The following is a 24,414-nucleotide window of genomic DNA, read 5'->3' as shown; positions in this document are numbered from 1 at the left end:
CTTCCTGCATTGAAGCAGTACATAACTTTGGTCCGAACCGGACAGACAAGCGGTACATGAGTCAACACCGAGCGGTCGAACGGGACCGGACGGTCCCGTCGACGCCGGTCCGAGCGGACGCCACCGCTATCACCGTCGCCGACGTCCAGGTCGATGGCAGCGATGTCGTCTGTACAGTCGACGTTCCCGGCCGACTACAGCGGTTCTTCCGCGACGACACATTTTCTGTCAGTTACGATGTCGACGTTTCGACCGTTCCCGAACACGTCCTGACGATACCGGTGGTGGGCCACGTCTGTCCCGTCGCATGGGCAACCGGCACCGACGTGACAGTAGGAGCCATCGACCGCGAGTTCGCGGACTCACTCCCCACTGTCAGGGCCGCACTCCACGAGATGTACCCCGAATTCGTGACGACGGAGGGTGAGGTGCGACCGACAGAAGTCGTCGACGAGCGACCTGATCGCCCGTTCGGAGAGACGGCACAACTGTTCAGCGGTGGTGTCGACTCTCTCACGACGTACGTTCGGCACCGCGAGGAGAACCCGACGCTGATTAGTATTCACGGGTGGGTCATCGACGACGACAATGCCCAGCGGTGGGACGAGACGCAATCGTACTTCGAGGAGTTCGCGGCACAGCGTGGACTCACTCACCGGACAGTTCGCTCGAACATGCTGTCGTTCCTGAACGTACCGATGCTCGACGCCCACTACCGGCAGTACCACGGCGGGAGTTGGTACAGCCACGTCGGGCACGGACTGGGGCTGTTGAGCCTCTGTGCACCGCTCGCGTACGCCACGGGGATTGGGATGCTCCGTATCGCCTCTTCCCACACCGAAAAATACGAGGGCATCCCGTGGGGCTCACACCCGACTATCGACGACGAGATCAACTGGTCCGGGACGCGGGTTGCCCACGACGGCTACGACCTCTGCCGGCAGGCGAAAGTCGAGCGAATCGCCGAGTACGTCCACGAGACGGGCGACGACGACTTCACCATCCGGACCTGCCTGTACGACGAAAACGGCGGCAACTGCAACGCCTGTGAGAAGTGTTACCGAACGATGCTCGGACTGCGCTTGGCGGGACTGGACCCCAACGAGTTCGGGTACGACTACTCACACGACGTCCTCAGCGATGTCGTCGACGGGTTCGAGAACAACGAGTGGATTCTGATAGAGGACAAGCCGTTCTACTGGCGGGAGATACGGTCCCGGGTCCCCGACGACGACAGCGACGAACCGCCGGAAGTGCGTGCGTTCTACGAGTGGCTCCGGGACGCTGACTTCGACGAGTTCACCGAAGCGGCAACCTCGCCACTGAAACACCGCGCGGTCCGCCTCGCCGCACGGCACACACCGTACCGCCTGTACGCGCCGCTGTACCGACTCTACGACGGTGTGATGGACAGGCTTTCGGGCGGCAGTGCGTGAAGAAGGTCAGACGTCCAGTACTTCGCCGACGGTGTTTCGCATATCCCGGACGAACGGCCGTGGGTCGTCGACGGAGAGGTAGTCGAAGCGTGGGTGCCGGACGAGGGATGTCCCGATGTCGGCGACCGATTCACCGAGTGACGGCCGTTCTACGAGCGGGTACTCCTCGCTGAGGACGCTGTGGAGATAGAGCAGTTCCCCACGGAGCAGGTGTCCGGCGACGCCCACGTCGAAGTCGGCGTCTATCTCGTCGCCACGGCCGGTGGCGAGGAGCCAGTAGTAGTACGGAAAGTCGACGCCGGCTTGAATCGTGAACGGGAGCGACGTCCAGAAGCGCGGGTTTATCTCCATCAGTTTGAACTCGTCCGTCTCCGGGTCACGTAAGAACTCGACCATCGCCAGCCCGTGCCAGTCGAGTTCGTCGAGTAGTCGCCGCCCCGACGAGGCCAGTTCGGGGATGTCCACGGACTGCCGGAAGGAACTCGGTCCGCCGCTGTACTTGTACCCTCGCCGCTGGCGATGCTGGAACGTCGCGACCGGGTCCCCCTCGTCGTACAGCGCGAAGAAGGCATACTCGTCGGAGTCGGGAATGTACTCTTGGACGAGCGGGACGTGCCCCATCTCCTCGCGGTACGACTGTATCGAGGGCCGCTCGCCGCGTGCGACGTAGTCGGTGGAGTTGTCGTGGCGGTGGCTCTCCGCGAAGGCGCGGTGATACTCGGCCGCGTGGAGCGTGAAGCGCGGCTTGACGATGACCGGTCGGTCCCAATCCTCGAACTCGTCGAGCGTCGTCGTCTCCGGGGTCGAAACACCTGCCGTCTCCGCCGCGTCGAACAGTTCGACCCGGTCCTGTACGCGTCTGAGCGTCTCCAGCGGCGGCCACAGCGGGCTGACGTGTTCACCGAACTCCCCGCGACGCTTCGCGAGGACGTACACGTCAGTCTCCCGCATGGGCACGATAGCACTTACGTCGTCCCGGCGCGCGAGCGAGAGGAGCGCGTCACCGTACGCGGTGAGGCCGTCGTCCGGGTCCGGGACCCGATAGGTCTCGTCGGCGTACTTCGAACTGAACCCCGGTGGGTGCTCGTGTTCGGAGACGGCGATGGTCGGGATGCCCTTACGCCCGAGCGAACGGAGGACGGCGACGCTGCTGGCGGCACTCTCCAATGCCGGAACGACGACACCGTCCCCAGTGGCGTGTGTCTCGAAGCCCATCTACTACGATGCAATCCGGAGTGACGGGTTAGTTATACGCCGGCTTTGGTCGAGCGACTGTTTCTGTCTCACGTCGCTGGCCACTCGCGTTCGCGCAGGTCGAACAGTCACAGGTGCAGTCTGGGGACCCCCTTGGAGTAGCCCGCCGCCGCGCCTCGGTAGGGGCAGGATAACAATGTCTCGACCGTGGAAACGCGCTCGTAGCGGTTGCTCTCCGACGATGACTGATAAACCGAACCTCGTTCTCCTGACGATAGATAGCTTGCGCGCAGACCACTGCGGGTTCATGGGCGACGACAGGGGACTGACCCCGAACATGGACCGCCTCGCCGAGGACGGCCTCGTCTTCGAGCGGGCGATATCGCCGGGCCCCTCGACACTCGACGCTTTGCCGGGCACGTTCACCGGAGTCGACCTCGCCGCCAGCGAGGCCGACACGCGTGACCTGTGTCGCCACCACCTCCGCGCGACCGACCCGATACCGGAACGGCTCTCGCGATTGGGCTACGAAACGGGGGGTTTCACCGCGAACCCGTGGACCTCGCGGTACTTCGGATTCGACCGGGGGTTCGACCACTTCGAGGACTTCATGGCCGAAGCAGACGGCGAGGGCGATACCGGCGATGGGTCACGACTCGCCTACGGCCTCCGGCTGTTGAAGAACTGGTCGCGCGAGGCCGGGATGGTCGCGTCGTGGGACTCCTTCTACGACGAGGTGGTCGAGTGGACAGAGTCGGCCGGCGAACCGTACTTCTGCTGGGTGTTCCTCGTCGACGTGCACATGCCGTACCTGCCGGTCCCGGAGTTCCGGTCACAGTCGCGGCTCGGGACGTACGCGAGTAACCTGTGGCTGTACCTCACCGGCCACGACCCGGACGTGTTCGAGGGCGTGGCCAGCGACCGTCTCCGCAGTGCCTACGAGGATACGATTCGGTACACCGACGACCGACTCGGCCAGTTCGTCGAGGACGTGGGAGAGGAGACGACGGTGGTCGTCCACGCGGACCACGGGGAGGCGTTCGGAGAGCGTGGCGTGTACGGCCACGGCCCGACGCTCTCGACGGAGCAGATACACGTGCCGCTGTTCGTGGCGAACGGCCCCAGTGGCCGGGTTTCGGAACCGCTCTCGTTGCGGCGACTTCCGGACCTGCTCACGACGCTCGCCGACGACGGCGACCCGAGTTCGCTGACTGGGCCGGTCGCCACCGCGCGCAACCGGAACCCCCGGTACACGGTCCGGGGGTGCGAGTGGAAGTACGTCGAGACACCGGACGGTGACCGCCTCACCGTCGTGGACGACGACGGGACGCGGCCCCTGTCGAATCCTGCTCTCGAATCGCTCGCGTCGTCGGTAGTCGATACGTGGTGCCGGGGAGAGCAGGACCGTGAGACGATTCGCGCTGCGTCCCGGACGTTGGCCGCCGAACACATGCTGTGAACGAAGCGTCGGGCCGCTTCCGTCCGGTCGCCGCCTCCGAGTCAAGGACTGTATAACAATGCCTCGGTCGGGACTACGACCGCCCAGCATGCCTCTGGAAACAGCAGTCGTCGGTGCGGGGGTTGTTTCTGACCACCACCTCTCTGCACTCGATGCGTGTCCACGGACGACCCTCGTCGGTATCTGCGACGTAGACAGGGACCGCGCGCGAGACGTGGCTGACCGCTACGGTATCGACGCCTACACAGACGTTTCGGCCCTCCTCGACGACCGTGTACTCGACTGGGTACACCTCTGTACCCCCGTCCAAACACACCGTGACCTCGCGGCGCAGTTCATCGAGGCCGGTGTTCCCGTCCACATCGAGAAACCCATCACCGAGACTGTCGCTGAAGCCGAGCAACTGCAACGACTCAGTGAGCAACACGGCGTTCCGGTGTCTGTCACGCATCAACATCTGTTCGACCCGGCAGTGCGGACGGCCCGTGAGCGCGTCGAACAGGGAGCCCTCGGTGAGATTCGTGGTGCTGACCTCATCTACACAGGCGAGACGTGGCCCAACATGGCGAACCGTGGCGAGTGGGCCTTCGAACTCGTCGGCGGCGAGTTCGAGGAGGGGCTGCCACACCCGTTCTACACCATGCTCGGTGTCGTCGGCTATCCGGCGAGTAGAGAGCAGGTTTCCGTCCAGACGAGCAAGCACGGCGAGTACGACCGTGGCTTCGCCTACGACGGGGTGCAGGTGAGCTATCCCACCGAGGACGGGGCACTCTGTAGCATCGAGTGTTTGGCGGGGTCGGCACCGCAGAAGTTGCTGGTCGTCCACGGGGAAGACCACTCGCTGACTGTCGATATGGTGTCACAGACCGTCGTCGACGTGGGGAAGAACTTCAACGGGTCCGCCATCGCCAAGGTGCGGAACAACCTCTCGCGGGCCACGGACCGATTCGTCGGCACCGCACGCAATGTGCTCGCGGTCGGACGGGACCGACTCGACGGGGACTGGGAGTCCGCGAAGCAACTCGACTCACACTACTACCAGATAGACGCCGAAGCCGCGGCCCTCCTCTCTGGGAGAGAGATGCCGGTCCCCCTCACGGAAGGAGTGTGGACAATCACGCTCATGGAGTGTGTCCGCGAGGCGAGTCGCGAGGTGGAGACGGCCGTCGCGGACGCGTAGCCTCAATTGGACGCCGCTTCGTCGGCATCGCGAACCAGCAGGACCGGGACTGGCGAGGTTCTGAGGAGTTTCGTCGTCACGCTCCCGAGGACGTACCGACTGAAATCCGTCTTCCCCTGCGTTCCCACCGTCACGAGGTCGATGTCCTGTTCCTCGATGTAGTCGAGGATTTCCCGGTACGGCTTGCCGAGGGCGACCGAACTCGTGACCGACTCGACGCCGGCCGACTCCGCGGCCGCAACTGGGTCGTCGAGGACAGTTTCTCCCCGTTCGGCCAGTTCCGCGTCGGTGAGGACGGACCGCACGTCGAACCCGAGGTTCGCCGTCTCGACGACGTGGAAGAGGTGGAGGGCCGCCGCAGTCTCCGTCGCCACGCCGACGGCTTCGGACAGCGCGAGGTCGGAGCCACGACTGCCGTCCGTCGGGAGGAGGACCGACTGCGGCGGGTACTCGAACGCACCGACCGTGTCGGGATTGACGACGAGTACCGGGACTGCGGCGGTGTTGACGACCGCCTCGGTGACGCTCCCGAGCAAGAGGCGGTCGAGCCCGGTCCGCCCGTGCGTGGGCATCACGACGAGGTCGATGTCGTACTCCCGCGTGTAGTCCGCTATCGTCTCGGCGGGGTCGCCCTGCAGCACGTCTGTCTCGACGGGCACACCCCGTGCCCGGGCCTTTTCGGCTAGCTCCGCGACTCGTTCCTCGCCTTCTTGTTCGAGCGCGTCGACGACGTTACCTTGGATTTGGGTGACACTGTCGCGCGCGGTGTCCGCGACGTTGAGAACAGCGACCGTCGCGCCGTGTTCCGTGGCGATATCGAGGGCTGTCTCGAACACGTCCGTAACGGCATCGCTGCCGTCTGTGGGAAAGAGGATGCGGTCGTACATATCTGTGACATCGGGTACCTGCCATATATATACGTGGGCTGCCGCAGGAGGGGTCGGTTGCAACATATAAGTGCGGCGGAAGTTCTCGCTTCGTTGGAGATACCCGCTCCCTATTTGACCGCTCACGTGGATGATAGGCATACTATGTACGACACCATCCTCGTCGGGACGGACGGGAGCGACCCCGCGAACCGTGCGGTCGAACACGCACTGCTGCTGGCCGAGAAGTACGACGCTACCGTCCACGCCATCGCCGTCGTCGACACCAGTCGGTACGGTGAACCGGCGTTGAGCAGCGCGGAACTGGTGTTGGAGGAACTCGAGGACCGCTCGAACGAACTCCTCCACGACATCGCCGAGCGGGCAGACAACCGCAGCGTCGACGTCACCACGCGGACGTGCCACGGCGACCCGCACTCGGAAATCATCGACTACGCCCACGATATCGACGCCGACCTGACTATCATCGGCTCACAGGGTGCCTCCGAAACCGTACATCACATCGGAAGCGTCGCGTCCCGCGTCGTCCGTGGGACCGACCGTGCCGTCCTGTTGGCGTGAGCGACGTGCGGCGAACTGGCCGACAGTGTACACGTCACCTACTGGGCGTCGCTATCGACGAGTTCGAAGAGCGAATCGAACTCCGCAGGCAACTGCCCGCGTACCTGTTCCATCTCCGTCTCCGGGACTGTCTCGGCCACGACAGCCAACACGACTTGTGCGTGGTACGCGGCATCCGCTTGGTCGCTGTGGTCGGACAGCTCCTCCCGTGACCAAACGCGTTCGACGAACTCGTCGTAACCGAACCGTTGGCCAGACTCGGCGTCGTGAAGGTATCGGTCTATCTCCATCGGGAGCGAACTGGCGAGGTCACTCGCTTCGCCCGCCTGAATCCGCTCGCCGAGCGTCGTGAGCGTCGCACGTATTGCTCTGAGTGCTTCGCCTGTGTCGGCGAGTTCGAGTCGATGCTGGACCTGCCCGGTGAAACTGTCGAAGTCCACGTTGTGTGCCTCCACCCCTCGTTTCAATGTACTCACACATAAACCGGTGGCCGGTCTCCGCCGGCGACCAATCCCGGGACGTGACACCAACCATCGGATGTTTAGGGGACGGGCGTCGAACGGGACTGTATGTACGACAGCATTCTGGTTCCGACCGACGGGAGCGTCGGCTCGGAGAAAGCTATCGACCGCGCTATCGACATTGCGAAGCACTACAACGCCGACCTGCACGTCGTCCACGTCGTCGACACGCGTATCGGTATCGACGGCGGAGCCGGGTCGCTGCTCGACGGACTCGAGGCTGCCGGCCGGGAGGCAATCGACCGCGGCGTCGAACAGGCGTCGGAGGCGGACGTGTCCACCGTCGAAGGTGCGGTGGCCAACGGCATCCCGTTCCGAGCGATTCTGGACTACACCGAGGAGAACGATATCGACCTCGTCGTGATGGGGACACACGGTCGGACAGGGCTCGACCGCTACCTGCTCGGGAGCGTCACGGAGAAGGTCGTCCGCATGTCGGACGTGCCGGTTCTCACGGTACCGCTCGGCGAGGACGACGAGGAGTGAGCGGTCGGTCTCGGCCGCGCGCTATCCCTCTACGGTTCTGGTCGCCGGTACCGGGTCTACCGGTTCGGTGAGAACCCGGTCGCGCCAGATGGCGTAACTCGCCAGAATCCACGCCAGCCCCGGGTGTTCGTCGGGGAGGTCCGCCCGAAGGCCGTCCGGGACGAATTCGGGCATCGGGTACTTCTCGAACACGTCGGCGAGTGGTCCCTCACGGAAGTACCGTCCTTCGGGGAGATGTCCGTTGCCCTTGGGTTTGCCAGTCCGGTAGTCCAGGAGCCGGCGTGCCAGCAGTTTCTTCGGGACGTGTTTCTCCGAAAGTCGGTCGAGGAATCGCTCCGGGGTCGGAATCGACAGTGCCGTTTCCGCGACGGCTTTCCCGGCGTAGGGGGTGGACATCGACACCCCGCGGGCTTGTGCCACCTGTCGAGTCGTGTCGACGGTATTCTCACAGAAGTATTCGACCCACTGTCCGACTTCGATGTGCGTGTCAAAATCAGCGGGAAACGACGTGCTCGGCACCCGGTCACGGACGTACCGGAACCGTTCTCGCTGGCGGTCAGTCACCGTCTCGGGAGAAACGATGCGTTCCACGAGGCCGAGCGACTGGTACTGGACGGACTGGAGCGCGAAGCCACGCGGGTGAGTCGGCGGGCGGAGGAGTTCGCGTGCGTACTCCCGATGCGAGCGGAGTTTCCCGATGACGGGCGAGAGGTGACGAAGCGGCCGGGTCAGCCACATCAACCGGGCCGCGGCGGCACCCATGCCGAACAGCGAGTCCGCGAGGAAACCGTTGACGTACGTGTCGGCTTCCCGTTCCGGAACACGAGGTCCTGCATAGGAATCTGTATCTGCTGGAGGGGCATCCCGAGTGCGCCGATATCGCCGTTTCGACGTCGCGCGGTTCGGGGTCCGGGAGCGTCTCGACGAGTCGCGTCGTGGGTGTCCCAACCGCGGGGTCCTAGCGGAGCGACTCGCCGTGGCCGAGGCGTCCGACCTCCGCAACGTACGTCCCGACCGGTGTAGCCCGGTAGAGAATGTGGTCGACGACTGCGGTATCGGGGACTGTTCGGTCGGCTGTGTCGAGGCGCGACAGCGCGTTTCGGAATTGGTCCGTGACGACGACGCGACCGTCCGACCCCCGCAAGAAGTAATATCGGGGTCACTGAAGCAACATCCCGACTTTCCGAACGTCGACGAGGCCGCTTGCGGTGGCGAGTACCGCCCACACTGCGACACCGACGAGGACGACACCCGCCAACGAGAGGAGACCGGAGACGTAGGGCAGCAAGGCCACGACGGCTACAGTCATCCCGCCGGTAATCCCGAACACGAGTCCAGCCATCCGGACGAGACGGCCGACGGCAAGCGGGAGTTCGCTGGCGATGACGTACAACTCGACGGCGACGAGACCCGAGACAGTAATCACGGTGGCACCAGCCGCGCCCGCGACGCCGAAAACCGGGATGAGCGCGACGTTGAGTGCCACGTTCGCCGCCGAGGTGATGCCCTTGGCCGTCGCACGGGCGTTCGCTCGTCCGAGGTAATCGAGGCCGTCGTTTGTTATCTTGTCCAGCGCGAGCAACAGGGCGTACACGCCGAAGATTTGAACTGCGGTGACTGCACCGCTGTACTCGGCTCCGAAGACGAACGTCACGGCGGGGTCGGCGACGACTATCATTCCGGCCGCCGCGGGGACGTAGATAGCGACGGTATGTGCGAACGCCGACTCGTAGAGCGCGGCGGCCTTGTCGAGTTCGCCGTTGGCCTTGTGCGTGCCGAACTGCGGAGAAACGGTGAAGCCGAGTGAGGACGCCGGTGTCATCACGAACTCCGAGATCTGCTTTGCCAGCGTGTAGTACGCGACTGCAGTCGGGTTCATGAAGTAGCCCACCAACACCGTGTCGACGCGCTTGTCGAGGACGCCAGCGACACCACTGGCAGTCAGCGGGACGCTGTATCGGAGCAGTCGCGTTCGGAGGCCAGCGACCATCTCGGCATCGGGCTCCCAGTTCCGGTAGAACTGGCGGTAGAGGACGACGACGCCGAGAGCGGTTCCGAGAGCGGCGGCGACGACGAACCCAGCCAGCGCGCCCGCGACGCCGAGGCCAGCGAGGACGCCGGCCGCGACGAGTATCGGCTGGGAAACGCTGTCGACGGTTTTGACTATCGCCGTGTACCGTACGTCGTTGAACGCCTGGAACAGTGCGTAGAGGTGTTTCTCGAACGACCGCGTGGCGATGAACCCGACGCCGACGAGCAACAGCGGTGCGAGTGCCGGTTCGCCGATGGCCGCTGCGATGTGGCCACGAAAGAGAGCGACAGCGAGGCAGACGACGGTGACACTGACGAGATTGACCGACAGGCCGAAGCGAACGATGTGCGGCACTTGGCCGGGCCGTGTCTCGGCGTACTCGGTGACGTAGCGGGCGACAGACCCCGGTAAGCCGAAATTACTGAACAGAAACGTGATGCCGAGAACCGACAGTGCGAGAAAGAGTAGCCCGTACTCCGCAGGTGTCAGCAGGAACCGCGTCAGCAACAGGAGGATGCCACCCTTCGCCAGCAATCGGGCGATATCTGCCGCCAGCATCGCACGAAATCCGGCCAGCACGGGGTGCCTGTCCGGCATCTCAGTCTTGGACGTAGTAGAGTCGGAAGTCACCGTTCGAGAGTACCCTGTCGACCCCATCGCCGGTCCCAAGAGCACGGAACCCGTCGTCAGAGTACCGGAGGCCACGGAATGCCACCGTCTCACGCTGGACGTCCGACCGCGAGACGACGACGTAGCGTGGCCCCTCGAACTCGATCGTCAGGTCGCTACCGAGACGCCCGTATGGAACGCGGCTCTCGCGGCGTTCGCTCCGTGGGCCGAGCGTGAGGACACCCTCTGTCGCGTCGCGGTAGCGGTCCGGTCCCGTCCGAATACCGACATAGCCGACAGCGGGGGATTCGTTCTCGAACGCCATCTCGTGGCCAGCGAGTTCCGCGTCGGTGACGTGCCCGTTCGCTTTGTAGATGAACGGCGACGGGAACACCGTCAGCAGCGAGAGCGTGAGCATCACGGCGATACAGACAACGACGATTCCGGCAACCACTGGCCGGTGGTTCGCGTCCCGAGCCGCAGTGAAGAGTCTACCGAGAGCGACCGCACCGAACACCGTCGCAATCAGCATGATGAACCCGAAGTGACGGAAGTAAATCGTCTGTAGATTCCCCATCATGTACAGCACCATGATGGCCCCGATGGGAACGAGTGCCAACCCGAACGACGAGAGTGTGCGTACCCGCGGGGCGAACTGTTCCATCCGCCCGGTCAGGTCACGCCCGAGGAGATACGCCGTCAGGAGGAGGAAGATGCCGCTGACGAGGAACAGTTTCACTCCTATCTCTTCGGGTGAGGCACCGATGTCGGCCAGCGACCCCGTACGCTGGGCGAGTGTGTCCGCACCCTCGGACGCGCCGGCCAGCGTCTCGAAGACGGAGTCGGAGTAGGCAGTGGCGGCTTCGGTGACGCGTTCGTGGGTCATGCCCCAGAGGACCAGGACGAGCGCGAAGAAGAGTGTCTGACCGTATAGGGGGCGGAGGTCCGGAGACGACCCGAACACCCGTCGTTTGACTGCGACGACGACAGTGACGGTAGCGACGACGAAGAGGAGGTTGCTCGCCTGCTGTGGGTGGACCAGTATCGTCGTCACAGACGCGAGTGCCAGCACCACTCCGATGGGGTGGACCCACGAACGGTGGCCCCGCTCCGTCAGGTACACGAGAGCCAACACCAGTACGAGCGGGGTGAAAAATATCGCGAGCGTGCTGGGAAACGCCGTCAAGTGCGTGCTGATGTTGTTTATCGGCAACAACATCAGCGTGGCGAACACGCCTACTGCCGTCACGGTCAGGTCGTCGGTGGCGGTGTGGACGAACAGCGGGAGGAAGACGACGAAGACGAGTACGAACAGCGAGGTGGTAAGCATCATGGCTTGTTTCAGTCCGACACCCAGCACGCGGTGGGCGAGAATCGACACGCCGTGAAGGCCGGGATAGAGCAGCGTCGACAGTTCGAGGTCGCCCCACAGCACGTTTCGAGTCCACCCCAAGTGTGTCAGCGGGTCGCCGCCGCCGTAGAATACGTACCCCCTCAAAAGCGGTAGTGCGGTGACACTCAGAACACTCAGGCCCGCGAGAAAGAGGGCCAGACGGCGTTCGCTTCGCTTCGGGCTGTAGAAGGCGATAAGAAGCGAACTACCGAGTGCCAAGGCCACCCCAACCCAGAACGCGACGGGCGTACTGCTGTAGACGGACAGTTCGTACTCGGTCGCTGGCGACGTGTGAGCCACGACGGCGGCGGCCGCGACGGCGAGAAATCCGACCGACAAGAGAACGCGCCACGCGGCGTACCGCCACCCGTTCGCTCGTGGAGACCGCTGGCCGAACCAGTGTGTACTCATGGTGACACTCTCTCCGAGGTACGGCAAACTGTCTCTTTGTTATGTGACTTCTGTGCTGTCAGTATGGTCTGTCTTCGGCAGTCAGTCATCGGCCTCGGCAACGACATCGTCGTAGACACTCCGGAGCCGCTCGGCGACGCGTTCGAGATGCAGGTCCTCGACGGTTTCGCGCCCGTTCGACCGCTCGCCGCGGTCCAGCACTGTGACCAACGCGTCGACCAGTTCCGCATCACTCGACCCGACTGCCGACGGCGAGACGTCGCTGACCCGTTCGGCCACGTCACCAACGTCCGTCGAGACGACCGGGAGATTGCACGCCAACGCCTCCTTGACGACGTTCGGTGACCCCTCGTAGCGAGAGGTCAGGAGGAGTGCGTCGGCGGCGTTCATCAGTACCGGCATCTGGTCGTGCGAGACAGTCCCGTTCGGGGTTTCGAGACGAATCGGTGCGTCGACTCGTGTGCGGGCAGCATCGACGACCTGCTCTGCCCGCGGGAAGTCCTTCTCGTCCCGGGTGGTCGGTGCGGGGAAGAGGACGTGGTGGGCGTCGTGGTCCCACCCCAAGGCGGACTGTGCAAATTCTTGTGGCTCCGGTTGGAAGAGGTCGAGGTCGACGCCGTGGGGAATGACGGTGTAGTCGCAGGGCAACTGTTCGCCCATCTCCTCGGACATGACGACGACGGCGTCACACAGCGGTGCGCAGAGTTTGCTCACCCACCCGAAGGGACCGTACACGTCGGTCCCCCACAGCGAGAGAACGACGGGGGCACGCCGCTGTGCGAGCGCGTGCGGTGCAGTCAGTCCGTAGTTCGCGTGAACGACGTCGTGGTCGGCTTCGACAGCCCGTACCGTCTGCGGAAAAAACCGGAGATAGTCGAGCGGTGAGCGGTTCTCCTCCGGGTCTGTCCCGTCGGTCCGACCCGGTACGGGCATCGTCTCGCCGTCGACGTTCAGCTCCGAGAGCGTCTCGACCTGTGTCCGATAAAAGCCCGAGTCCGGACTGGGGACGAGGTTCAACACACGCAATTGGTCGTACTCGGCCGAACGTGCGGCCGCCCGCGGACTGGATTCCATTGTCAGCCCGTTTCGAGGCGGGTCTCTTTAGTATAGAACTCGTACCGGGACACCGGACGCGGAGTAAGGTCTTCTTACTGCCCGACTCTAGCGGCCCGGTTTCAGTTTCCGTCGGTGAACTGCACGGCTGCGGACCCGGTCAACTCGAAACTCTGGAGTTCGCCGGCGAACCGATAGGCGTCCACGTCGTCGTTGACGTACCCCGAGACGCTGGTGCCGTCGATGACATCGGACGCATTCTGCGTTCCGAGTGATTCGTGTTTCTCCAGCGTGTCGCTCACGGAGAAACTGTACTTACTCACGTCGTTGGGCGTCCCCTCGATGACGATGGTGTTCGGGAGCGTCGTGGACGTGTCAGTCTCGGTCGTGGTTTCGGTTGTCGTGTCGGTCTCCGTCGGTGTTGCCGTTGACGTGGCTGTCTCCGTGGATGTGGAGGTCTCGGTTGCCGTGTCCGTCTGAGTCGCTGTCTGGGTGATGGCGTCGATGCTCGTCTGCTCGCCGTCGACGTACACCGTCGCCGGGCCGTCGATTTGGAAGTCGGTGATGTCACCGGTGTAGCGGTACTCCTCGGATTCGGACCACACGTCCTCCGTGGCGGTACCGCCATCGACGCCGTGGTCGGACTGAAGGACAGCATCCTCCGGCGTGAGGTGTTCCAGGTCACCGGAGACGGTGAAGGTGAACACGGCACTCGTCGAGTCGTCGCCGTCGCCGTCGATTCGGAGGCTGTTCCAGTCGTCGCTAAAATCGGTGGTGCTCGTCGCCGTCTCCGTCGACTCGGTGCTTCCGTTCGGCGTCGTCCCGAGTTCCGGCGGCTGGGGGAGCGGTGGCGACCCGCTGGTGGCTCGTGTCGAGGACCGCGTGGCATCGATGCTCCCGACGTTGGCGTTGAACCCGCCCGAAACGACGTTCCCGGCTCCGAGTTTCGACATGCTCTCGCCCGCGCCGTCTATCATGTCCACGTCGAACGACGCGTGGAACCGCGAGTCGTCGATGGTGATGGAGTCACCGGGGCCGTCGAGTTCGACGGCGGACCCGACGCCGCCACTGTAGGTGTAGTAGAAGTCACAGTCCCGGACGACGCCGACACCGTTGCCGGAGCCACGGTTGAAGTTACACCACATTCCCTTGAACTCCGTCGCACCCTTGCGCTCTTCGTTCCACTGGCCCGGCGTCTGCCCATCCACGACGAAGGTACAGCCGTGAGCCTCGATGTGTTCGGAGCCGCGGATACACCCAGTGTTCGTGTTCCGGAAGTACGAGTCACGAACCACGAGTTTCCCGGCCATGTCGGAGGCGTAGATGGTGTTCTCGGACCAGTGCTCCGCCCACATGCGCTCGATGGTGAGCGTCCCCGCCATGTCACCGTCGTGCCACATAAGCTTGGCTTTCCCGTCCTCGTCGCCGTCCGCGTTCCCCTCGTGGACGTAGATGTCGTGCATGTGTCCGGTGGACCCCTGCGGGACGGTCGGGACGAGGAGAGGGGCCTTGTTGTCGACCATCCGCGTTCCACGGAACACGACGTTCCCGAAGGTCCAGTCGCTATCTCCGAGCCAACAGATGGAGAACCCGGACTGCTGGCGGAAATCGACCTCGAACCCGTCGAACGTCCATCCACTCCCGGAGAGGTCGAGGCCGCCGCCGGGGAACAAGAGCGTCGCGTTGTTGCCGGTCACCGTCCAGTTGTCACCGGCGATGCTCAGGTCACCGGAGACGAGGTACTCACCCTCCGGGAAGTGGACTTCTTTGTTGTTGCTCAGGGCTCGCTGGAGAACGTCGTTGACCGGTTCGTTCCCGGTAGGGTCGGCCCCAGCTTCGACAATGTCCTGCCCGCTCGTTGCCCCTTGGACTGCCGTCGCGGCACCGCCGATGCCGACCGCGGCGACGGCGGCCGCGATGTACGACCGGCGGGATATCGCTGCGGTCCGCTCGACTGTTTCATCGACTCGGTCCGACTCGCCCGACAAACTCTCGGTAGGAGCGTCTTTCTCATCTGACTCGTCTGCCATGCTCAGGTAGGAGAAGATTACCCGTAAAAGCAATATGGCGCGCTCGTTACCGCATCCTCGAGCATCGTCCCCAGTTCGAAAAGATTGCATACCGAATACGTGCAGAATACTAGCAGCAACAATGTCACCTGTGTTCGGGGGTTTATCCGTCCGGATGGTGGCGCGTAGTACCTACCTACGGTTCAGTATGTATCTCCAAACACTCGACACCAGTTAGAATGGTAGTCATACTATACTGTTAACCACAGTAAGGACCTCTTATCGGCCGTTTTCGGCTACCAAGCCAGCGAGCACGGTAGGGATACATACCGACATCGGTGCCGGAAGCGTGGGGTGGCAACGCAAACTCCGGGTGTGTTACGAATACGCACGAACTAAGTGCGACATAACAATTGCCGCAGGCCGTTCGCTGACTAGCACTCAGGATGACACGGCGACGGCAGGTTCTCAAACATCTCGGTGTCGCACTCACTGGTCTCGGTGGCTGTTACACACAAACCCGCCCTCAGACGGAGACACCCACAGAGACGAGTGGCCCGGATGGGAGGGGAACGGATACCGGCGAGACGGCGACACCGAGCGACCGCTCTAGCATAGAAGAGCGATTCGGAACCGTCCACAACGTCGTCGAGGAAGGCGTCGACGACACCGGTGAACGGTACGTCGACGACCGGATTCACGAACTCGCCGGCGACGACACGCTCCTGTACTTTCCCTCAGGGACGTACCGTATCGGTGGACTCCGGTTCCGTGACCTCTCTAATTTCGGCTTGCTCGGTGACGGTGCTACGTTCCGCATCGGCACCCGGGGGCGTTCCGTCTCACTCGGTTTCCAGCACGTCTCCGACGTCCACATCGAGGGGTTTACACTCGACAATACGGCGTCGAACACTGCAGCCTGGTGTGATTTTAAGTGCGTCGGCGGCTCGAACGTCATCAGAAACTACAGCGTCGCCGAGTTCGTGGATGTCGACGAGCGGACCAACGGGTTCACACTGATGGCCGAAGGAGCGGAGACTGACCTCACACTCCAGAACGTCGACTTGCGGCACGGTGCCCGCAACGGTGCCGGCGCGTTCGTTTTCCCGCAGCGGGAGTTCTACGACCCGGACCACGAACCGGGGTCGCTCGAATTCCGCAACTGTGTGATGAAAGGGTGGGGGAAGGAAGGGCTGTACGCGTCCGCCCACGGCGGCCCGCTCCGGATCATCGGCGGTGAGTACGCGAACAACGCCATCGTGCAGGTCCGGGTCGGTGGCGGAAACGCAGACACGGAAGCAATCGTTCGCGACGTGACTGTCAGAGTGACCGAAATACCGGACTATACCCCGAGCGGGAACCGTATCTTCCGGGGTATTTGGCTCAAGGAGGGCGACGGGTGCCTCGTCGAGGACTGTACCGTCGAAATCAGTGGTGTCGGTCCGAACCAGACACAGGGTGCCGTCGTCGTCAACAACCAGTTCGGCCGGGCGACGATACGCAACTGCGACCTGACGACGAACGTCCAGCGACCCGCAATCGTAGCTGACGAACCGGTCGAGGAGTTCAGACCGGGACCGATGCCGTCGATGAACCGGCTTCCTGAAGACTGGAACATTACCTGTGAGAACGTCACGATAGATGGGGAGAGCCCACACACGCCAGCAGTGGCCATCCGACGGCGGGACGGGTGTACCCTCAGCGACATCAGTGTCGAGAAAACCGGGCAGGCAAGCGACGGCGTACAGTTGCACGAAACTGCGGACTGTCGTATCGAGACGTCGTCCGTCACCGTGAGCCGCTTCCCGCTCGTCGTCGACTTCGAGACGGGTGCTTCAGGGTGTGTCTGTCGGCTCGCAGGCACGTCACTCGACGCGACTGACTTGGACCGAGGCGGCCGGGAATTGATCAGTACTACCGACGGCGAGTTCTGTATCGATGCGGCGGCACTGGGTGGTGACACTACCGCCACCGACCGCTCGACCCTCGTACTCACGCGGACAGGAGCCCCCTCAGCCCAGTCAGACCAGAGCGACGTCGTGCCGGTGTCGACCGTGAATCCACGGCCGGTCCGGAACCTCGTCGACCAAGAGAGCGACGAGCAAACGCTGTACGGCCGCTGGGTCTCGGACTCGTGATTACGCGACGTGCGCCGACACGTCGGCCGGCACCGCCACACCGTCCCCCACGTGCTCGGCGATGTTCACGAGGAGAGCCGTCAAGTCAGCCGTTCCAGTGAGGTAGCGGTCCCGTGCTGTCGCCCAGCGTGTGACCACCTCGTCGTTATCGAGCAATCGTTCTGCCGCGTTTACAACGTCCGACATCGTATTGTGCTGTTCCAGCAGGTCGTTCTCGCGGAGTTCCTCGAACTCGCCCATCGTCGGCTCGTCGGGGTCTGCGTACCGGACGGTCGGTGTCCCGAGCAGTCCGGCCTCCGTCGCCATCGTCCCCGTGTCGGTGACGAACAGGCGGGCCTCGGCGAGTGCGTCGTGCATCCGCCCGGGATGGATGTCGTACCGCTCCGCCGGGAGGGCGGACAGGTCGAGCGTTCCAGCCTCGTCCGAGACGAAGACGGTGGCCCGTTCCGCGAGATTTCGTATCAGTTCGCGCCGCTCGTCGTTTCGTGACCCGCTTCCCACGTCGTGGAGCGCGTCGAAGGCGTTGAGACGGACGAGTGCGTACGCCTCGTCCGAACCGACTCCGAGCGCGTCACGGACCGACGGGTCCGGGGTGAACACCTCCGGGTGGAGATAAGCGCACTCTTGGAGGCCGTCGAACCGAACGTGGTGGTCGCCGAGCGACCCCTCGAACGCATTCGGGGAGACGACGGTGCGGGCGAACCGACTCGACACCCTGTGGCTGACCTGCGAGGGCTCGGAGTCGATGACGAGGACGATTGGCGTGCGCGTCGCCGTTCCAGCCACGACGGCGTAGGCACCGCGGCCGAACACCACGTCGGGGGCGAACGAACGGGCGCGGCGGGCGATACGACCGAACTGTCCGGGGACGTTGGCAACAAGCGAGCGGAACGAGGGTGCTTGTCGGCCGTACAGTTCGGATGGGAGGTCGTAGTAGTCCAGTAAGTCGACGGTACAGCCGTAGTCACGGGCGAGCACCAACACGTCGTGACCTCGGTTCTGAAGCCGCGGCACGAGGTTGCGATACAGGTGAACGTGAGCCGGTGTGTTGACGAGAATCAGGAACCGCATCACCAGACAGCAGGCCCGAATCGGGTTTTGTTATGGACTCGCTATTCAGTCCGTCCGCATCGGACGGGCGGGGACGCCCTCACGGTCGGGTTCGTGCTCGCGGTACTCCGGTGTCTCGTCGGCGAACACCTGCACTTCGAGGTGTTCGCTGTTGGAGAGGTCGAACGTCATGGCGAGGACGAGAGAGAACGAACTCACGAGGAAGGCGACGAACGCGAGGAGCAACCGCGCTCCGGGAACGGCACGCACCAGTGTGAAGCCCGCGTGTGCCACCGAACCGGTGACGCCGACGGTGCCGAGGGCGTACAAGAGAACGAGCGGGTGGAAGTCGAACACGAGGTACCGCGTCTTCAGCCGCCAGAGGAAGCCACGGAGTAACAGAGTAAACACGGCCGGGATGAAGTGCCTGTACGTGATGTCGCTCGTTTCCTCGCCGTAGACGGCCTCCATCTCGACGTCCGCGACGCGCATCGACCGGGCGTTGAGCCTGACGAGGATGTCGTTGCAGAACCCGTAGTCGTCGTACAGTTCGTCCACATCGAGTCGGTTGAGCGCGCGCTCGGAGATGGCCGTGTACCCGTTCTGAGGGTCCATTGTCTTCCAGTACCCGCTCGACACCTTCGTCAGAAACGTGAGGAGGCCGTTTCCGAACTGCCGCCAGCGACTCATTCCGTCCATGTGGTCGCGACTCAGGAGTCGGTTGCCCTTCGCGTAGTCGGCGCGCCCCTCGGCTACGGGGTCGATGATTCGGTGGAGGATTTCGGGGTCCATCTGCCCGTCACCGTTCATCACCGCTGTGATGTCCATTCCGTCTTGCCGTGCCCGGTTGTATCCGGTCTTGATGGCACCTCCGACGCCGGTGTTCTCCTCGTGCTGTATCGCCTCCGCAAACTGGTCGTCTACGAGACCCTCCCGGGTAGCGTTCACGTGTGTCACTGCGAGTTGTATCTCCTGCCACGTTTCGTCAGTCGAACAGTCGTCGACCACGTACGCACGGTCCACGAACACCGGCAGCGACCTGACGACATCGCCGACGAAGCCCTCCTCGTTGTACGCGGGAATCACGACGGCGACGGAGTTATCCTTGTACATACTTGCTGGCGTGACGGCGAGCGCGGTCCCGCAGTTCCGACGAGCGACCCCGTAACCGGCACCTGTCTGGTCGTCCGCTGCCGTGGGCATTGTTATAGCCTCCTTGTCCGTGAGAACGAACTCTCTACGCGTTCGAGCTGTGGTTATAGTGCCGCCATCCCGCGCGAATTGTGGTGTGTCGCTGTCACCACACAGATGGCCGAAGCGTACCCCGGCACCGGCGTCAGGTCGCGAGGACGAGAACGGCCACGTTCCAGCCGGTGACGGGAACGCCGAGTAGTGCCAGACCCAACGGGACACCGACCGCGTGAGGCCGCGGCACGGCGCGCCAGAGTACGTAACAGGCGGCGAAAGTCACCAGTTTCAACCCGACGACGGCGAACACGCCGTGGCGGAGGACGACCGACCGAAGGGGACCGATTTCGCTGACACCAGTGAGGTCGAGGCCGATACCCGTCGTCACCACGTCTCCGACGCCGAAAAACAGGACAGCGGCGAGCCACAATCGACTCTCTACGGTGTCGAGTTCGTCTGACTGGTGCCACGACGCGGATTTGTCCATGGCACCAGGTACCACACACCATACTATGGTTCTACAATGCTTATCGCGCCAGCGGGGCAGTAATCCTCGACTTCGGGGTGCAGGTACGGTGAGGGCGTGAGAACGGCACACGGCGTCCCAGTCCAGTCGGTTCTCAGAACAGGATGACTGACACGAGAATCCCCGCAAAGAATGCGGCGACAGTGAACGCGAAGCCGGTCAGCTTCACCCGTCTCCCGTACTCGTCGAGACCGTCGTTGGTCGAGAGGATAGTCACGAGCCGCGTGGGGTGTCTGAACGGACTCGGCGGCCGCGGTTCCGGGATACGCGCCCGAAGTCGCCGATACTCCGTGAACGACCAGACACCGTAGCCCACGAGTGCGGCTATCAGTCCGAGCGCGGCGAGGAAGGCCGTCAGCAACGCGAGTCCGACGGGGTCTGTCAGCCCGACTTGCAGCGACGACGAGTCGGCGTTGTACACGAGGAGTACCGTCGCGGCGAGCGCGGCCAGGAAGACGACCGGTGCAACCACCATGAGATGCTTGCTGAGGCGGTTGACCCTGTCACGGTCGAGACCGAACAGTGTCTCGTATCGCGTCGGCTCGTGGTCGCTCGCCGGTCGCAACTCCGTGCCTTGGCCGGGGTTGCGTGCCCCGACGATACGAAGGACGGTCAAAACGGCGACGAGGCCACCGAGACCCAGGAGCCGGAACGGCCCCCACGTCGTCTGGCGTTCGAGAAACGCCCTGCCCGGGGACTCGGGGTCGACGTAGGCAGTTGCTGTCGTGTTCGGCTCGTACGGTGCGAGCGCGGCCGCTGCGTCGCTCCGGGCGGTGTACATCGGACCGAGACTTCCGGGGAACACCTGCTTGCTCGTGTACTCCGTCCCACGATACTGGTAGGTATGCTCGACACTAATGCGGTAAACGAGGCCGCGGCCGGCCGACACGCTGATGTCCGTGTCGGTGACCGTGGTTTCGACGGTGACGGCGTCCTCGACGGCGTTCGACTGCTGGACGTAGTCGTACCCCCCGTACCCGACAGCACCGAGCGAGAGGAGGAGCGCGGCGAGCAGCAGCGGGGTGACCGTAATCGGGGTTCCACGCACGGACAGTTCCATTTGCACGGGCGGTGGAGTGGCCCGATTATAAACCCGCTACCGGCGTTTCATCGTCAGAAAACCGCACCCGGTCCGCTCGCTCGTCTGCCGGAGGCGGGAGAAGACGGAGTTGCTGGCCCACGGCGTGTGACCGGTGTCCGTTGGGCAACACCGACGGACGAGTCCCGCGTGGCGGTCCCCGTCTCAGTCATCGTCAGTCGTGGGGTCGCCCGCGGTCCCGTCCAGCTGCCCGGTATCGAAGCCGCCCCAGTCGAACCGTCGCTGGAAGTAGAGCGCGACGTTGACCAAGGCCAGCAGCACCGGGACTTCGATGAGCGGGCCGACGACAGTCGCGAAGGCCACGCTCGACCCGACACCGAAGACGGCGACGGCGACGGCGATTGCGAGTTCGAAGTTGTTGCTCGCGGCCGTGAACCCGATGGCTGTCGTCGTGGAGTAGTCCGCACCGATACCACGACCCATGCCGAAACTCACGAGGAACATCACGACGAAGTACACCGTGAGCGGCACCGCGATGAGCAACACGTCCGCGGGCGCGGCGACGATGTTGCCACCCTGCGTCGCGAACATCACGACGATGGTAAACAGTAACGCGACCAACGTCACCGGGTCTATCTTGGGGACGAGGGTCTCGTCGTACCACGTCTCGCTTTTCACTCGCGTACCGACCGCACGAGTGAGGAAGCCACCGGCGAACGGAATACCGAGGAAGACCACGATGGCCTCGAACACCTGCATCGGCGTCACGTCGAACGTCGTGATTCCGGCCACGAGCGCGTCCATCCCGAGCAGCGGAGGGAGAAAGAGCGCGAAGAACCACACGTACACGCCGTAGGTAACGATTTGAAACAGACTGTTGAACGCGACGAGACCGGTCACGTACTCCGTCGACCCCTCGGCCAACTCGTTCCAGACCAACACCATGGCGATACAGCGCGCCATCCCGATGAACACCAACCCGAGGAAGTACTCCGGCCGTGCGGGGAGGCCGGGAACGAGACCGCTGAAGAACACGACTGCGAGGCCAAACATCAGCGTCGGGCCGATGAGCCAGTTCTGCACGAGGCTCAGCCCGAGGACTCGCCAGTTCGAGAAGACGGTCGGGAGTTTCGAGTAGTCGGCTTTCGCGAGCGGCGGATACATCATCAGGATGAGGCCGATTTCGACGAGATGGAGGTCCTGAATCGGTCGTGTCACCGACGGGGCGACGTACCCGAGGCCGACGCCGGCCGCCATCGCGGCCACAATCCAGACCGTGAGATACCTGTCGAGAAAGTCCATCGACCGCGGGTCGCCACAGCTCTCGCAGTCACAGTCGGGCCCGTGGGCGTGTGCGTCGGCCTCACTCATCGTCCGACTCCGGTTTTCGGCCGGTGATGTCCGCAGAGACGAGGAACTCGCTGACATCGTGGTCGTCGTCCCACTCGCGGATGAAGCGGTCGCTGTCGTCTTTCGGGGAGATGTCGACGTGCTCGAATCCGGCGTCGGCGAGCATCGCCGACAGTTGCTCGATGCTGGACGCACCTGCCACGCAGGAGGCCACGGAGTCGGGGTCGGCGCGGACCTCGGTCGGGACCTCCGCGGTCAGTACCACGTCCGAAATCGCGAGCCGTCCACCCGGCCGCAAGACGCGGAACGCCTCGCGGAAGACCTGTGGCTTGTCGGGTGAGAGGTTCACGACGCAATTCGAGATGACCACGTCCACACACTCGTCCGCAACGGGGAGGTGTTCGATTTCGCCGAGGCGGAACTCGACGTGCTCGGTCCCGTTCTCCCGAGCGTTCTCACGTGCCGTCTCGACCATCTCGGGCGTCATGTCGACGCCGACGACACGGCCCGACTCGCCGACTTCCTGTGCCGCGAGGAAGCAGTCGAACCCGGCACCGGACCCGAGGTCGAGAACTGTCTCACCCGCCGACAACGACGCGAGGGCGTTGGGGTTGCCACAGCCGAGTCCGAGGTTCGCGTCGCCGTCGACACTCTCGGTGTCGGCCTCCGAGTAGCCCATCGACTGGGCGGTACGGTCGGCATCGGCCGCTGCCGTGGTGCCATCACAACACTGGCCGTCGGTCGAACGGCACCCCTCGTCGCCCGACTCTTCGGTCGCAATCCGTGCGTACCGCTCCCGGACGACGCGTCGCTGAGTCTCGGCATCTAACGTGGTACCGTCGGCGTCCTCAGACATCCGCGGACACCTCCTCCTCGATGTCGTCGAACACGTCGGCGACCCGTTCCCTGACCTCGGCGCGGATGGCCCGCACCGTCTCGATGGCTTGCCCGTGTGGGTCGTCCAACGCCCAGTCACGAACGTCGACAGTCGTGCCATCGACGCCCAGTTCGAGCGTCGAACAGCCCATCGTGGCGACGATGTCACAGGCTTCGAGGTCCGTCGTCGAGATGGACCGGGGCACTCGGTCCGTGATGTCGACTCCCGCCTCGGCCATCGCCTCCACGACCACGTCGTGGACGGAGTCGGCTGGGTCGGTCCCACCGGTCAGAACCTCGACGCGGTCCTCGAGGTTTCGAGCCGCGCGCTCCCGTTCCGCGAACGCCGTCGCCATCTGTGACCGCCCGGCGTTCTGGACGCACACGAACGCGACACGAACTGCATCGTCGGTCATCGGTTCCCCCGTGTCCCGTCCAGCGCGGCGACGAGGTCGGTGGCCCGGTCGGTCGGCCGGTAGTAGTGCCACGTTCCCTCCTTCCGGCGCGTGACGAGGCCCGCGTCCGCGAGGTCGGAGAGCGCGTGACTGACCGCGCTCTCGCTCACGTCCAGCAACGGGTCGAGTTCACAGACACACAGGTCCCGGTCCGCGGCGACGAGCAGGCGGACGACGCGGTGACGCGTCTCGTCACCGAGCGTCTTCAACGCCGCGAGGTCCGCGGAACGAGGCCCGTCGACTGCCTCGTCGAGTGCGGCCAGACTGTCTAGTCGCTCCTGTACGTCGGCGTCACAGCACTCCCCGAGTTGCTCGGCGAGCAAGTTACGGAGGCGGCCCGTTTCACTCATGATTTACTGTCTGAACAGCTGTTCAATTAAACCTTCGGTCGGACGGAGCGGGCAGACCAGTTTCGTGCGGGAGACGCCGTTCTCGACGGGGTGTGGACACTGTGCCGAGAACGGACGGACGGGGTGACACACGCCGTCCACCGTCAGCCCCAGCGGTCTGTCTCGTTCGGTCGAACACGGTGGCGGGCAGTCAGCGGGACTCGACGTGAGT

General features: G+C 64.0%; 22 protein-coding genes. 6 read left to right on the top strand and 16 right to left on the bottom strand.

Annotation, left to right across the window (positions count from 1 at the left end):
* The first annotated feature begins 56 nt into the window (after positions 1-56).
* Positions 57-1,436 carry a hypothetical protein gene (locus MUG95_RS15570; protein ID WP_247010551.1) on the top strand — a complete coding sequence of 460 codons (1,380 nt, stop codon included), beginning with the start codon at positions 57-59 and terminating at the stop codon, positions 1,434-1,436.
* 6 nt (positions 1,437-1,442) lie between these two features.
* Here the strand turns inward: MUG95_RS15570 and MUG95_RS15565 are convergent, their stop codons facing one another.
* Positions 1,443-2,651, bottom strand: a complete 1,209-nt coding sequence (locus MUG95_RS15565; protein ID WP_247010550.1) for a carboxylate--amine ligase — start codon at positions 2,649-2,651, stop codon at positions 1,443-1,445.
* A gap of 220 nt (positions 2,652-2,871) precedes the next feature.
* Between MUG95_RS15565 and MUG95_RS15560 the strand changes: the two genes are divergently transcribed.
* On the top strand, positions 2,872-4,089 hold the full coding sequence (locus MUG95_RS15560; RefSeq protein WP_247010549.1) for a sulfatase: 1,218 nt from the start codon (positions 2,872-2,874) through the stop codon (positions 4,087-4,089).
* Between the two features lie 88 nt (positions 4,090-4,177).
* Positions 4,178-5,269 (top strand): Gfo/Idh/MocA family protein, encoded by a 1,092-nt coding sequence (locus MUG95_RS15555; protein WP_247010548.1) that lies wholly within the window; start codon positions 4,178-4,180, stop codon positions 5,267-5,269.
* A 2-nt stretch (positions 5,270-5,271) separates the two neighbouring features.
* On the opposite strand, the gene MUG95_RS15550 is transcribed toward MUG95_RS15555, so the two are convergent.
* Entirely contained in the window at positions 5,272-6,156 is an 885-nt protein-coding gene (locus MUG95_RS15550) for a universal stress protein (RefSeq protein ID WP_247010547.1), read from the bottom strand.
* A gap of 144 nt (positions 6,157-6,300) precedes the next feature.
* On the opposite strand from MUG95_RS15550, the gene MUG95_RS15545 reads away from it, so the two are divergent.
* A complete protein-coding gene (locus MUG95_RS15545; RefSeq protein ID WP_247010546.1) occupies positions 6,301-6,717 on the top strand; it encodes a universal stress protein in 417 nt (138 codons plus the stop codon).
* 38 nt (positions 6,718-6,755) lie between these two features.
* Here MUG95_RS15545 and MUG95_RS15540 read toward each other — a convergent pair whose 3' ends face one another.
* Positions 6,756-7,157 (bottom strand): DUF2267 domain-containing protein, encoded by a 402-nt coding sequence (locus tag MUG95_RS15540; protein WP_247010545.1) that lies wholly within the window; start codon positions 7,155-7,157, stop codon positions 6,756-6,758.
* Positions 7,158-7,286: 129 nt separating this feature from the next.
* Between MUG95_RS15540 and MUG95_RS15535 the strand changes: the two genes are divergently transcribed.
* Complete coding sequence (locus MUG95_RS15535; protein WP_247010544.1) at positions 7,287-7,724, top strand: universal stress protein; 438 nt, start codon at positions 7,287-7,289, stop codon at positions 7,722-7,724.
* A gap of 21 nt (positions 7,725-7,745) precedes the next feature.
* On the opposite strand, the gene MUG95_RS17065 is transcribed toward MUG95_RS15535, so the two are convergent.
* The 5 genes from MUG95_RS17065 to MUG95_RS15510 form a co-directional block, all read right to left on the bottom strand.
* On the bottom strand, positions 7,746-8,960 hold the full coding sequence (locus MUG95_RS17065) for an asparagine synthase-related protein (RefSeq protein WP_372608213.1): 1,215 nt from the start codon (positions 8,958-8,960) through the stop codon (positions 7,746-7,748).
* Positions 8,884-10,353, bottom strand: coding sequence for a flippase (locus MUG95_RS15525; protein ID WP_247010542.1), 1,470 nt, complete (start codon positions 10,351-10,353; stop codon positions 8,884-8,886). Before MUG95_RS15525 ends, MUG95_RS17065 begins: the two co-directional genes overlap by 77 nt.
* A gap of 1 nt (position 10,354) precedes the next feature.
* Positions 10,355-12,169: a hypothetical protein gene (locus MUG95_RS15520; protein ID WP_247010541.1), complete on the bottom strand. Its 1,815-nt coding sequence runs from the start codon at positions 12,167-12,169 to the stop codon at positions 10,355-10,357.
* 81 nt (positions 12,170-12,250) lie between these two features.
* Positions 12,251-13,243: a glycosyltransferase family 4 protein gene (locus MUG95_RS15515; protein ID WP_372608212.1), complete on the bottom strand. Its 993-nt coding sequence runs from the start codon at positions 13,241-13,243 to the stop codon at positions 12,251-12,253.
* 101 nt (positions 13,244-13,344) lie between these two features.
* Positions 13,345-15,252, bottom strand: coding sequence for a hypothetical protein (locus MUG95_RS15510; protein ID WP_247010540.1), 1,908 nt, complete (start codon positions 15,250-15,252; stop codon positions 13,345-13,347).
* A gap of 425 nt (positions 15,253-15,677) precedes the next feature.
* Between MUG95_RS15510 and MUG95_RS15505 the strand changes: the two genes are divergently transcribed.
* The gene (locus MUG95_RS15505; protein ID WP_247010539.1) at positions 15,678-17,369 is read left to right on the top strand and encodes a hypothetical protein; all 1,692 of its coding nucleotides are present in this window, start codon (positions 15,678-15,680) and stop codon (positions 17,367-17,369) included.
* Here the strand turns inward: MUG95_RS15505 and MUG95_RS15500 are convergent, their stop codons facing one another.
* From MUG95_RS15500 to MUG95_RS15465, 8 genes are all read right to left on the bottom strand, one after another.
* Positions 17,370-18,440, bottom strand: coding sequence for a DUF354 domain-containing protein (locus tag MUG95_RS15500; RefSeq protein WP_247010538.1), 1,071 nt, complete (start codon positions 18,438-18,440; stop codon positions 17,370-17,372). It abuts the gene before it with no gap.
* A gap of 45 nt (positions 18,441-18,485) precedes the next feature.
* On the bottom strand, positions 18,486-19,532 hold the full coding sequence (locus tag MUG95_RS15495; protein ID WP_247010661.1) for a glycosyltransferase family 2 protein: 1,047 nt from the start codon (positions 19,530-19,532) through the stop codon (positions 18,486-18,488).
* Between the two features lie 223 nt (positions 19,533-19,755).
* A complete protein-coding gene (locus MUG95_RS15490; protein ID WP_247010537.1) occupies positions 19,756-20,094 on the bottom strand; it encodes a DUF5658 family protein in 339 nt (112 codons plus the stop codon).
* 133 nt (positions 20,095-20,227) lie between these two features.
* Positions 20,228-21,193, bottom strand: coding sequence for a DUF3592 domain-containing protein (locus tag MUG95_RS15485; protein ID WP_247010536.1), 966 nt, complete (start codon positions 21,191-21,193; stop codon positions 20,228-20,230).
* A 183-nt stretch (positions 21,194-21,376) separates the two neighbouring features.
* Positions 21,377-22,543, bottom strand: a complete 1,167-nt coding sequence (gene arsB / locus MUG95_RS15480; protein ID WP_247010535.1) for an ACR3 family arsenite efflux transporter — start codon at positions 22,541-22,543, stop codon at positions 21,377-21,379.
* Positions 22,536-23,378 carry an arsenite methyltransferase gene (gene arsM / locus MUG95_RS15475; RefSeq protein ID WP_247010534.1) on the bottom strand — a complete coding sequence of 281 codons (843 nt, stop codon included), beginning with the start codon at positions 23,376-23,378 and terminating at the stop codon, positions 22,536-22,538. Before arsM ends, arsB begins: the two co-directional genes overlap by 8 nt.
* Positions 23,371-23,814, bottom strand: coding sequence for an arsenate-mycothiol transferase ArsC (locus tag MUG95_RS15470; protein ID WP_247010533.1), 444 nt, complete (start codon positions 23,812-23,814; stop codon positions 23,371-23,373). The genes arsM and MUG95_RS15470 overlap by 8 nt, the downstream gene beginning before the upstream one ends.
* A complete protein-coding gene (locus MUG95_RS15465; protein WP_247010532.1) occupies positions 23,811-24,203 on the bottom strand; it encodes an ArsR/SmtB family transcription factor in 393 nt (130 codons plus the stop codon). Before MUG95_RS15465 ends, MUG95_RS15470 begins: the two co-directional genes overlap by 4 nt.
* Positions 24,204-24,414 lie beyond the last annotated feature (211 nt).

It is taken from the genome of Halorientalis litorea (assembly GCF_023028225.1).
Classification (GTDB): domain Archaea; phylum Halobacteriota; class Halobacteria; order Halobacteriales; family Haloarculaceae; genus Halorientalis; species Halorientalis litorea.
The sequence above is the reverse complement of the archived record's forward strand: the minus strand, read 5'-3'. Positions and strand labels throughout refer to the sequence as shown.

What these genes read in the sequence shown, in the direction of transcription:
- MUG95_RS15570 (WP_247010551.1), top strand. Translation starts at nt 57, where the DNA reads ATGAGTCAACACCGAGCGGTCGAACGGGACCGGACGGTCCCGTCGACG.
- MUG95_RS15565 (WP_247010550.1), bottom strand. Translation starts at nt 2,651, where the DNA reads ATGGGCTTCGAGACACACGCCACTGGGGACGGTGTCGTCGTTCCGGCA.
- MUG95_RS15560 (WP_247010549.1), top strand. Translation starts at nt 2,872, where the DNA reads ATGACTGATAAACCGAACCTCGTTCTCCTGACGATAGATAGCTTGCGC.
- MUG95_RS15555 (WP_247010548.1), top strand. Translation starts at nt 4,178, where the DNA reads ATGCCTCTGGAAACAGCAGTCGTCGGTGCGGGGGTTGTTTCTGACCAC.
- MUG95_RS15550 (WP_247010547.1), bottom strand. Translation starts at nt 6,156, where the DNA reads ATGTACGACCGCATCCTCTTTCCCACAGACGGCAGCGATGCCGTTACG.
- MUG95_RS15545 (WP_247010546.1), top strand. Translation starts at nt 6,301, where the DNA reads ATGTACGACACCATCCTCGTCGGGACGGACGGGAGCGACCCCGCGAAC.
- MUG95_RS15535 (WP_247010544.1), top strand. Translation starts at nt 7,287, where the DNA reads ATGTACGACAGCATTCTGGTTCCGACCGACGGGAGCGTCGGCTCGGAG.
- MUG95_RS15525 (WP_247010542.1), bottom strand. Translation starts at nt 10,353, where the DNA reads ATGCCGGACAGGCACCCCGTGCTGGCCGGATTTCGTGCGATGCTGGCG.
- MUG95_RS15520 (WP_247010541.1), bottom strand. Translation starts at nt 12,169, where the DNA reads ATGAGTACACACTGGTTCGGCCAGCGGTCTCCACGAGCGAACGGGTGG.
- MUG95_RS15515 (WP_372608212.1), bottom strand. Translation starts at nt 13,243, where the DNA reads ATGGAATCCAGTCCGCGGGCGGCCGCACGTTCGGCCGAGTACGACCAA.
- MUG95_RS15510 (WP_247010540.1), bottom strand. Translation starts at nt 15,252, where the DNA reads ATGGCAGACGAGTCAGATGAGAAAGACGCTCCTACCGAGAGTTTGTCG.
- MUG95_RS15505 (WP_247010539.1), top strand. Translation starts at nt 15,678, where the DNA reads ATGACACGGCGACGGCAGGTTCTCAAACATCTCGGTGTCGCACTCACT.
- MUG95_RS15500 (WP_247010538.1), bottom strand. Translation starts at nt 18,440, where the DNA reads ATGCGGTTCCTGATTCTCGTCAACACACCGGCTCACGTTCACCTGTAT.
- MUG95_RS15495 (WP_247010661.1), bottom strand. Translation starts at nt 19,532, where the DNA reads ATGTACAAGGATAACTCCGTCGCCGTCGTGATTCCCGCGTACAACGAG.
- MUG95_RS15490 (WP_247010537.1), bottom strand. Translation starts at nt 20,094, where the DNA reads ATGGACAAATCCGCGTCGTGGCACCAGTCAGACGAACTCGACACCGTA.
- MUG95_RS15485 (WP_247010536.1), bottom strand. Translation starts at nt 21,193, where the DNA reads ATGGAACTGTCCGTGCGTGGAACCCCGATTACGGTCACCCCGCTGCTG.
- arsB (WP_247010535.1), bottom strand. Translation starts at nt 22,543, where the DNA reads ATGAGTGAGGCCGACGCACACGCCCACGGGCCCGACTGTGACTGCGAG.
- arsM (WP_247010534.1), bottom strand. Translation starts at nt 23,378, where the DNA reads ATGTCTGAGGACGCCGACGGTACCACGTTAGATGCCGAGACTCAGCGA.
- MUG95_RS15470 (WP_247010533.1), bottom strand. Translation starts at nt 23,814, where the DNA reads ATGACCGACGATGCAGTTCGTGTCGCGTTCGTGTGCGTCCAGAACGCC.
- MUG95_RS15465 (WP_247010532.1), bottom strand. Translation starts at nt 24,203, where the DNA reads ATGAGTGAAACGGGCCGCCTCCGTAACTTGCTCGCCGAGCAACTCGGG.